This is a genomic window from Cryobacterium sp. MLB-32, from assembly GCF_000738085.1.
Lineage (GTDB): Bacteria > Actinomycetota > Actinomycetes > Actinomycetales > Microbacteriaceae > Cryobacterium.
Genome location: NZ_JPRS01000065.1, coordinates 1 through 9,874, shown reverse-complemented (window position 1 = coordinate 9,874; position 9,874 = coordinate 1). Strand labels below are relative to the sequence as shown.

Below are 9,874 nucleotides of genomic sequence, written 5' to 3'. Positions count from 1 at the left end.
ATCAGGTCCGTGGTGCCGATCGCCAGGAAGACGATGAGCATGGGTGTAAAGATCTTCTTGCCGTCGATCAGGGTGCGAATCTTGGAACCGTCGTACTGGGAGGAGATACTGATCCGGCGGCGCAACAGGCGGATGAAGCCGTTCTCGGTGTCCTCATCCTCGTCTTCGTTCGAGAATGCCTGCTTGATCGCCGTGTAGAGCAGGAAGGCGCCGAAGATATAGAAGATCCAGCTGAAGTTCTCGATCAGCTGCGCGCCGAGCAGGATGAAGATGCCCCGCAGGACCAGGGCGATGATGATACCCACCATGAGCACTTCCTGCTGGTACTTCCTGGGCACCGAGAACCTCGCCATGATGATGACAAAGACGAAGAGGTTGTCAATGCTCAGGCTGTATTCCGTGAGCCACCCGGCGAGGAACTGGCCCGCATGTTCCGCATCGCCGAGCACCAGCATCAGGAGCGCGAAGACCAGGGCGAGTCCCACGTAGAAGGCCACCCAGAGGCTTGCCTCGCGCATGGACGGCACGTGGGGACGCTTGTAAACGATCAGCAGGTCGCCAACCAGAATCAGCGTCAGGACGACGAGCGATCCAATTTCAAACCAGAGGGGCAGAGCGAGTTCCAAAACGGGGCCTTTCACTATGACGGGTGCTGAACTCCCACGGTGCCGAACTCCCACGGTGCTGAACAGCTGTGAACCCGAAAGTCTCTCCCGCGCAGACACCCCCGCAGGAGACCGACACCACCGCGACCGGGGCTTCGACTCTGGAGCCCGTCTTGACGATCACGGCATGGTTCCCGTTTCCGAGTTCCTAGGGATACTCCCCTTCGCTGTCGAAATTCTACCAGTGCCGCGCGGTCGTTCAGCCGTGGCGACAACCAAAAAAACCCCCGACTCGTCGAGGGTTTGTTTCGGTTCGTAGCTCGTGTGACCCCAGCGGGATTCGAACCCGCGTTACCGCCGTGAGAGGGCGATGTCCTAGGCCGCTAAACGATGGGGCCGTTTTTGCAACTTTACGAGTATGCCACACGAAACACGACACAACCAAACCGAGAGCGGACCGAGTCTGGAAACGGCCCATTTCATGTTGCGCCGCGGGCGGAATGGGTATTAGCTCGGGTCATGAAACTGACCAAGCTCGAGCATGCCGCACTGATCCTCGAGCTGTCGGGAGAGAAGCTGTATATCGACCCGGGATCGTTCACCACCGCGCTCGCCGACACGGCCCGGACCGCCGGCGTCGTGATCACGCACGAGCACGCCGATCACTGGACGCCGGAGCAGCTGCGCCGCGTGGTCGACACGAACCCCTCCGTTCCCGTCTATGCCCCGGCCGGCGTCGCGGCCGCGGTCGCCGCCGTTTCCGACATCGAGGTCACGGTCGTGCAGAGCGGGGATGTGGTGGAGATCGGCCCCTTCACCATGCGCTTCTTCGGTCGGCACCACGCCGTGATCCACGAGTCGATGCCGGTCGTCGACAACGTGGGTGTCCTCATCAACGACGAGCTCTATTACGGCGGCGATTCCTTCACCGTTCCCGAGGGCGTGACCGTGGCCACGCTCGCGGTGCCCGCCGGCGCCCCCTGGCTGAAGATCAGTGAGGTCATCGACTATGTGCTCGCCGTGAAGCCCCGGCGGAGTTTTCCCACCCACGAAATGCTCCTGTCTCGCGCAGGAAAGGACCTGTCCAACGCTCGAATCAAGGCGGCGACCGAGCAGTGTGGCGGCGAGTTCTTCCCTCTCGAGCCCGGCGATTCCCTCAACCTGTAACTCCGACCACAATCGACTCTGTCCCAGTCAATTTGCAAGTACTGCACATTAGAGTGCAGTCACTGCACATCGTCGCTCGCTGCGACGGCACATCGTTGAGAATGGGGCACAATGCCAGCGGACTGGGTAATCGACGCACGTGACCTGGAGAAATCCTACGGATCAGGTTCGAGCCGATTTGACGCACTCAAGGGAGTCTCTCTGCGGGTCGCGACCGGAGAGACCGTCGCCATCGTGGGCAAGAGCGGCTCGGGTAAATCAACCCTCATGCATCTGCTCGCCCTCCTCGACGCACCCGACAAGGGCTCGCTGCAGGTAGCCGGGAAAGACGCCGAGACGCTGTCGAAGCGCGCCGTCAACGAGCTCCGGAACAAGGAGTTCGGTTTCGTTTTCCAGCAGTTCTTCCTCACGCCCAACGTGAGCGTGCTCGACAATGTGATTCTGCCGCTCAAGATCGCCGGCATCCGCACGAAAGCCCGCCGCGCACGCGGCCTGCAGGTACTGAAGCAGCTCGAACTCGACGACAAGGCCGGCAAGAAGGCCACCACTCTCTCCGGTGGACAGAAGCAACGCGTCGTGATCGGCCGGGCCCTGGTGAACAATCCCCGAGTGATTTTCGCCGATGAGCCCACCGGAAACCTCGACTCGACCACCGGCCGCACGGTGGAGGACATTCTCTTCGCCCTCAATCGCGAGCAGGGCATCACCCTGGTCATCGTGACCCACGACGAGGACCTCGCCGCCCGCTGTGACCGTCAGGTTTATATCAGCGACGGGCTCATCGTCAAGGAAACGCACTCCACAGCATCCGCTGAAACGTCCAGCGCAAGGCACACCCTGCCGTCGTCCGCCGCAGAACTGAACCCCGCCGGAGGCGTGGCATGAGAGCCCAAGATCTGGTCGCTTCCGCGATCTCCAATACCTTCCGCAGCAAGCTGCGCACGACTCTCACCGTGCTGGCGATCTTCGTCGGCGCTTTCACCCTGACCCTGACCAACGCGGTTGGCGCCGGTGTCTCCCAGTACGTCGACGCCCAGGTTGGCAGTCTCGGCGCCTCTGACGTCTTCATCGTGACGCAGAAGCCCGCTCAGGGACCCGCCACGGACGGCCCGGTGAAGTACGACCCGGCCACGTCAGGCACCAACACGTCCAGCTCGAACGGCCCTCCCGGCACCACGGTGAAGGCGCTTGCGGAGTCGGACCTCACGGCGATTGCGGCCACCGCCGGAATCCTCGCTGTTGACCCTGTTCGCATGGTGACGCCGGACTACGTGCAGAACGGGTCCGGCTCCCCGTATGAGTTGGGTATCAACGCGACCTCGGCTGTCACCACGGCCGACCTCACGGCGGGCGCGCAACTCGATGGCGGCTCGAGTGAAGCCCAGCTCATGCTTCCCGACAGCTTTGTCACGCCGCTGGGTTTCAGCTCCAATGCCGATGCCGTTGGCAAACCGGTGTCGATCGGCATCACGGACGTACTCGGCGAGCAACATGTCGTTGACGCCACGATTGTCGGGGTCTCCCTCGAGAGCCTGCTGGCAACAGGAGCCGGCGCGAACGCGGCGCTCATCACGCAGCTGGCCGATACCCAGGCCGGCGGTATGACCACGACCGTGAAGAGCTACGGAGTGGCCATCGCCCACTTCGACTCAACCCTTTCTGCGGAGGGCGTCACGGCCCTGAAGTCGGACCTGGACACCATGGGTTACACCGCCAACACCATCGCCGATCAACTGGGGGCCGTGCAAACGGTCATTAACGGAATCGTCGGAGTCCTCAACGCCTTCGCCGTGATTGCGCTCATCGCTGCCGCCTTCGGAATCATCAACACCCTTTTGATGAGCGTCCAAGAGCGGACCCGTGAGATCGGCCTGATGAAGGCAATGGGCATGAGCGGCGGCAAGGTCTACGCCCTCTTCAGCCTGGAGGCAATCGTCATCGGTTTTCTGGGCAGTGCCATTGGCGCCGGGGTGGCCGTCGGTCTCGGCTCCATCCTGAGCTCCGTGCTCGCGAATGGATTCCTGTCCGGGTTGCCTGGGCTCAACATCCTGCTCTTTGAGCCGACAAGTATCGCCTTCGTCATCCTGCTCGTGATGTTGATTGCCTTCCTCTCCGGCACGCTTCCCGCGCAACGGGCGGCAAAACAGAATCCGATCGAGTCTCTGCGGTACGAATAGTGATCGAACAGTTGAGCGGCCGGGAGATCAAGCACCGGGAAACGTCACTCCGCATCGAGCGCAACGCCGTCGACCTCGTTCTGCGGAACGGTTTGGACAACCTGACCGTGGACATGATCTGCGAAGCGAGCGGCATCTCCCAGCGCACGTTCTTCAACTACTTCAAGACGAAGGATGCCGCCGTGATCGGCGATGAGCCACCGAAGATCGATGAGGCCCAGGCCAGAGCATTCATCGCCACCGACGGCCCGGACTTACTCGCGGAGGTGCTTGAGCTGGTGGTGACCACTTCTCTCCGCGGCAGTCCGGACACCACGCTTCTCGCCGATCGACTGCGGCTCTTCGAGCGGAACCCACAGTTGCTGCTCAAGCAGATGGAACGCATGAATCGGATCACGACCGAGCTGTCCGAACTCATCTACCTGCGAATCAACCGGAATGCCACGCCGACGGCCTCGGAGTCCGAGCTGCGCGACAAGGCAAACCTGCTCGCCCATGCGATGCTCGGCGTCCTGCGCTACATGACCACCCAGTGGATCACGAGCGATGGGTCTGACACCACGGACTCGCTCACGCACACGTCACGCCTCCTGCGCACGACGCTGCGCACGCTGTGACACGCTCTCGTCGACGCGAAGGCCTCAGCCGGTAGCCACGAGCTCGGGCAGTCGTCGGTTCCAGGTCGCGATCCACTCCATGAGGGCCGCGGCGGGCATGGGCCGGGCAATGAAATACCCCTGCGCAACGTCGCACTGGGTGCGCCGCACGAGGTCCCAGTCCTCCCGGTCTTCGACTCCCTCGGCCACAACCTCCATACCGAGCTGTCGGCCAAGAGTCAGGCTGGCGTTGTACATCGCGAGCGCCGTGGCGTCACGTGAGGCACCGTGCACGAAGCTCTGGTCGATCTTCAACTCATCGAACGGGATCTGACGCAGTTGGGTGAGCGAGGAGTTTCCTGTGCCGAAGTCATCGATCGACAAACGGAATCGTTTCAACCTCAGCCGGGTCAGGATCTCGAGCGGTGCGCGCTGATCGAGCATCAGACGGCTCTCGGTGACCTCCAGCACGACGTCCTGGGGAGCCACGCCGGCCCTCCGTACCGCGTCGGAGATGACGTCTGCGAACGAAACCGAGGAGAAGCTGTCCATCGACAGGTTAACCGCGACCTTGAGGTGCAGCCCGTCCTCGTGCCACTTCCTGGCCTGGTGCAGGGCGTCGTTCAGAACGACCCGAGTGAGTTCGTCAATCATGTCGTTTTCTTCGGCCAGGGCAATGAAACGGTCAGGGAAGACCAGCCCGTCACGAGGATGCTGCCAGCGCACGAGGGTCTCAACGCCTGAGACGACACCGGTCAGCACGTTTACCTTGGGTTGGTAATAGTTGACCAGCTCGTTGTTCTGGATGGCTGCCCTCAGTTCGGAGGAACGGTACGGCTCGATCACGGCGCGGGGTGCCGCGGCAGCCTTCCATCGCGCCGTCACCTCGTCCAGTTCCACTGCCGACACAGGCTTGTTCAAGTGCCCGAGAACCGTGATGTGGTGCGCCCGCACCAGGTAGACGGCTGTCTGGAGCACCCGCTCGTCTTCACCGCTGACCAGAACGACACTGCCGTTGTAATCGTGCTCGACGAGTTTGCGAACGAGTTCGATGCCGTCCATGCCCGGCATGTTGAGGTCGAGAAGAATGAGCTCCGGCGGGATGAGGCCGCCCACGAGCTCGAGTGCAGCCGCGCCGCTTTCGCGAACGGTGACGTCGGTGAACCCGATTCCGGTCAGCATGTGGTGAAGCAACTTGCCGGTGAACGGCTCGTCGTCGACCACCAGTATTCGAAGCGCAGAGTTATTCATTTTCACCGAGCTTCTGGGGGGACGATTTCGGAACGCACATCAGAATCTGTCGGCGTCCACGATTGACGCACACCGTCGATGGCCGCGTTCACCGCAGTGAGTTCCGCCTCGAATTCCGGCCGGATGCGGTTCAGCGCCTCCATGTCGTTGGCTCGACCCGCCGTTTCCAGCGCGGCGCACAGTTGACCGAGCGTGATCGCTCCGACGGCGCGCGCGGAGGACTTGAGTTTATGGGCCTGCGCACCCGCGACAATGGCCTCTCGCCTCGCGCACGCGGACGTGAGTTCGCGAGCGATGAGGGCGGCGCTGGACTGGAACATGTCAAGGAAATCCAGGAGGGTCGCCCGGTCGTGGCCGACGAGTCCCTCCAACACGCTGACATCGAGGTGGGGCACGCCGGCATCCGCCCGATCACGGATTTCCGACGGGCCGTCTGTACCCTCAGGGTCCGAGAAAAGCGATGGCGACGTCTCGCTCACGGATGCGCCCAGAAGCTCGTCGATCGCTGCATAGAGCTCCTGATACCTCAGGGGTTTGGTGATATAGCCGTCGCAGCCGGCCAGCCGGGAATTCTCCTGGTCAGATTTCATCGCCATGGCCGTCAGAGCGATCACCGGGATAGCCGCGGTTGCCGGGATCGCCTTGAGAATCGACGTCGCCGTGAGCCCGTCCATGCCGGGGAGCTGGATATCCATCAGGATGAGATCGGGCGCTTCGGACTGCGCCAGCGCCAGCCCGGCCTCCGCGTCGATCGCGGGCAGCACCGCATGACCGGCACGGCTCAGCAACAGCGTCGCAAGCTTGAGGTTTGCAGGATTGTCTTCGACAATCAGAATTCGGGCCATGTGCCCATCCCTTCCAGGCTAGGAGACGGCACGTTTGACTTCTGCCACGAAGCTCAGTCGGTCAAAGCCCGCTTTGTCGATGACACGAATAGCCCGATCGCCTTCGCCCGAAAGCTCGACGCGCTCCTCCTGGGTGAGGGGGTGCGCCGTGATCACCACAATCGGGATCGAAGCCGTGACCGGGTCCTGGCGCAGTGTCCGGATGACATCCCGTCCACCCAGATCGGGCATCATCAGGTCCAGCAAAATCAGATCAGGCCTGACCTGTTGAGCCAGGGTAATCCCCTCGGCGCCGCCGTAGGCACGCACCACGGCGTACTCCGACGCGGGAAGATAAGCCGACATCAACTCAACGGCCCCGGGATCATCATCGACGATCAAAACGGTGTGGGTCTTCCGCGCCTCGACGCGTAACCCGAGCACACCCAGTGTGCTCTTGAGCTCGGACCGACTGAGCGGCTTCTCCAGGACGGCGACGACACCGCGATTCAGCGCCAGACGGCTGTCCGCGAGGCCCGCAATGATCACGACGGGCACACTGGCCACGCTCTTCTCGCCACGCAGCCGCTGGAGGCATGTCCAGCCGTCCATTCCGGGAAGCCCGATGTCCAGGGTGATCAGGCTGAGGGGCCGCTGCGGCGCAACTAACAGGGCCTCCTCACCGCTCGAGGCGACGATGACACTGAAACCTTCGGCCTCCAGCAGAAGCCGCACGAGATCAGCAGACTGCTCGTCATCCTCGACGACAAGCGCTGCGGGCCGAGGCTTCGCAACGCCGACCGCGACGGCGACGGCATCGGGCCCGGGAGCCGAGTCAGCGTCGGTCCCGCGCGGGGCGGACACCGCCACGGCTCTGGGCGGTTCTTCGGCGGATTCGGACCCTTCGATGAGCGGCACCCAGACGGCGAATCGCGCGCCTTCGCCCTCCGCGCTCGACAAGGCCACGGTGCCTCCGTAAAGTTCGGCCAGCTGTTTCACCATGGCCAGCCCGAGTCCGGTGCCCTCGAACCTGCGTGCCAGCCCGCTATCGATCTGACTGAAGGCCTGAAAGAGCTTGCCCATGTTCTCTTCTGAGATGCCGATGCCGGTGTCTTCTACGCAGATTTCCAGGAAGTCAGTGAACTCGCTGTCCGCCAGCGGGAAGCCGTAGATGGGCCAGCCTCCGGGCAGGATCCCCACGGACGCGCGCGTCACTCGGCGGGCATGAAGCGTGACGGTTGCACCGGGTGAGCTGAACTTGACCGCGTTCGACAGCAGGTTGTAGACGATTTGCTTCGTCTTGCGTGCGTCGAGGTTGGGTACTCCGAGGTCGTCGCCGGCGTCGATCTCCAGTCGAATCCGGTGGGCCGCGGCCTTTTCCCGCACGATCGACAGGCTGTTCATCAAGAGACCCTTGAGGTCCACCGGCTCAAGTTCGAGGTGCATCATGCCCGCCTCCACCTTCGAGAGGTCGAGTATGTCGTTGATCAGCGCAAGCAAATGCTGCCCGCTCGTGAAGATGTCACCAATGTACTCGTTCTGGGTATCGGTCATTTCCCCCATCAGGCCGTCTTTGAGGGCCTCTGAGAAACCGATGATCGCGTTCAGCGGAGTGCGCAGTTCATGCGACATCGTCGCGAGAAACTCCGACTTCATTCGGCTCGCGTGCTCCAGCTCCACGTTCTGCGCTTGCAGCGCCCGCTCGAACCGACGGCGCTCGGTGATGTCTCGAGCCGACGCAATGATGCCCTGCAGTTTTCGGTCCCGATCGCGGAACGTTGCCGCGTTATAGGAAACGACGGTCTCCTCGCCGTTCAGGGCCCTCATCGTCACCTCATAGTCGCTGACCTTGTTTTCGCTCAGGACGAGTTTGATCGCCGAATCAACCTGCATTGGATCGGTGAACAAATGGCGGCAGGGAGCGCCGATCAGCTCGTCCCGTGTGCGCCCGGTCAGCGACACCATCTGCTGGTTCACGTCGGAGATGATGCCTTGTGGGTCCAGAGCCATCAGGGCATCGACGTTGGACTCGATCAGGGAACGCGTGTAGAACTGTTGGTCGCGCAGGCGCTGGTCGAGCAACGCCTGGGCGGCCTCCACTTGTATACGTGCCGTGTTGTCCGTGCCGATGAGCAGGTAGCCGATGATGTTTCCCTCGGCGTCACGGAGGGCTGTCACCGAAACAATCGCGGGAAACCTGCTGCCGTCCCGCCGCACGTAGGTGAGTTCGTAAATGTCTTCGATACCCCGCGAAGCCTTGAAGACCAATGCCTCAAAACCAGGCGTGATGGGTGTATCCAGCTCCAGGCTGAGCTCAGACGCGCGCAGAATGAGTTCCTGCGGGTCGGAAATATCCGCCGGCGTGATGATGTTCACGACCTCGTCGGCGCTGTAGCCCAGCATGCGCTCGGCCCCCACGTTGAAGATCTGAATCACACCATCGGCATCCGTGGCAATGCTGGAGAAGTTTGCACTATTGAAAATCGCCCGCTGCAGGGCCCCGGCGTTCAACAGCTCTTCCTCGGCGCGTTTTCTCTCTGTGTTGTCCGTGCCGATCAACAGATAACCGATGATCGAATCGCTCGCATCACGCAGGGCTGTCACCGACACAATGGCTGGAAAACGCGTGCCGTCCTTGCGCACATACGTCAGCTCATAAATGTCTTCGATACCCCGCGAAGCCTTGAAGACCAATGCCTCAAAACCAGGCGTGATGGGTGTATCCAGCTCCAGGCTGAGCTCGGACGCGCGCAGAATGAGTTCCTGCGGGTCGGAAATATCCGCCGGCGTGATGATGTTCACGACCTCGTCGGCGCCGTAGCCCAGCATGCGCTCGGCCCCCACGTTGAAGATCTGAATCACGCCATCGGCATCCGTGGCAATGCTGGAAAAGTTCGCACTATTGAAAATCGCCCGCTGCAGGGCCCCGCGCCGCACCTCATCCCCGGAATCGGACACTCCCCGCGCCGTGGTCGTGGTTTCAGACGGGGGCCCGCCGATTCCGGTCTGTGCATTCATGGCGTACCTTCCGTGAGCGACGGGACAGATGTCTGGCTTCCCGGCCATCGGAAAGGCTCACGTTCCGTGACCCCGACTCACGCGTACACGAGTCGATGGGAATCATTGCTGATCCTCTAGGTATTTTTATAGCACGAAATGACTGATTTTGACCCCCCTTTTGAGGGGTGAAACGAGCGGGTCCAGGATCCTAAATTCCCTGCCAGCGCGGCTTGTTGGCATAGGCGTAGCGATAG

7 protein-coding genes, 1 tRNA gene and 1 pseudogene are annotated in these 9,874 nt (G+C 62.1%); 4 read left to right on the top strand and 5 right to left on the bottom strand.

The annotated features are described in order from the left end of the window. Together JF66_RS08675 and JF66_RS08670 are read right to left on the bottom strand one after the other, a co-directional pair. Positions 1–626 (bottom strand): annotated as a pseudogene (locus JF66_RS08675) (TerC family protein); the annotation flags it as partial. Positions 627–930: 304 nt separating this feature from the next. Beyond that, positions 931–1,003 (bottom strand) — tRNA-Glu (locus JF66_RS08670). Between the two features lie 121 nt (positions 1,004–1,124). Here JF66_RS08670 and JF66_RS08665 point away from each other — a divergent pair. The 4 genes from JF66_RS08665 to JF66_RS24250 all read left to right on the top strand — a co-directional run bounded on the left by JF66_RS08665 (position 1,125) and on the right by JF66_RS24250 (position 4,566). After that, on the top strand, positions 1,125–1,772 hold the full coding sequence (locus JF66_RS08665; RefSeq protein ID WP_035877075.1) for an MBL fold metallo-hydrolase: 648 nt from the start codon (positions 1,125–1,127) through the stop codon (positions 1,770–1,772). Between the two features lie 111 nt (positions 1,773–1,883). Next, positions 1,884–2,657, top strand: a complete 774-nt coding sequence (locus JF66_RS08660) for an ABC transporter ATP-binding protein (RefSeq protein WP_081882253.1) — start codon at positions 1,884–1,886, stop codon at positions 2,655–2,657. Continuing rightward, positions 2,654–3,949: an ABC transporter permease gene (locus JF66_RS08655; RefSeq protein ID WP_035877073.1), complete on the top strand. Its 1,296-nt coding sequence runs from the start codon at positions 2,654–2,656 to the stop codon at positions 3,947–3,949. The genes JF66_RS08660 and JF66_RS08655 overlap by 4 nt, the downstream gene beginning before the upstream one ends. Then, entirely contained in the window at positions 3,949–4,566 is a 618-nt protein-coding gene (locus JF66_RS24250) for a TetR/AcrR family transcriptional regulator (RefSeq protein ID WP_051973310.1), read from the top strand. Before JF66_RS08655 ends, JF66_RS24250 begins: the two co-directional genes overlap by 1 nt. Before the next feature lie 24 nt (positions 4,567–4,590). Here the strand turns inward: JF66_RS24250 and JF66_RS08645 are convergent, their stop codons facing one another. From JF66_RS08645 to JF66_RS22215, 3 genes are read right to left on the bottom strand one after another with little or no spacing between them, the layout of a single operon-like run. Further along, positions 4,591–5,796: an EAL domain-containing protein gene (locus JF66_RS08645; protein WP_035877071.1), complete on the bottom strand. Its 1,206-nt coding sequence runs from the start codon at positions 5,794–5,796 to the stop codon at positions 4,591–4,593. 2 nt (positions 5,797–5,798) lie between these two features. Beyond that, positions 5,799–6,641: a response regulator gene (locus JF66_RS22220; RefSeq protein ID WP_081882251.1), complete on the bottom strand. Its 843-nt coding sequence runs from the start codon at positions 6,639–6,641 to the stop codon at positions 5,799–5,801. Positions 6,642–6,659: 18 nt separating this feature from the next. Further along, positions 6,660–9,638 carry a PAS domain S-box protein gene (locus JF66_RS22215; RefSeq protein WP_081882250.1) on the bottom strand — a complete coding sequence of 993 codons (2,979 nt, stop codon included), beginning with the start codon at positions 9,636–9,638 and terminating at the stop codon, positions 6,660–6,662. Positions 9,639–9,874: the final 236 nt, after the last annotated feature.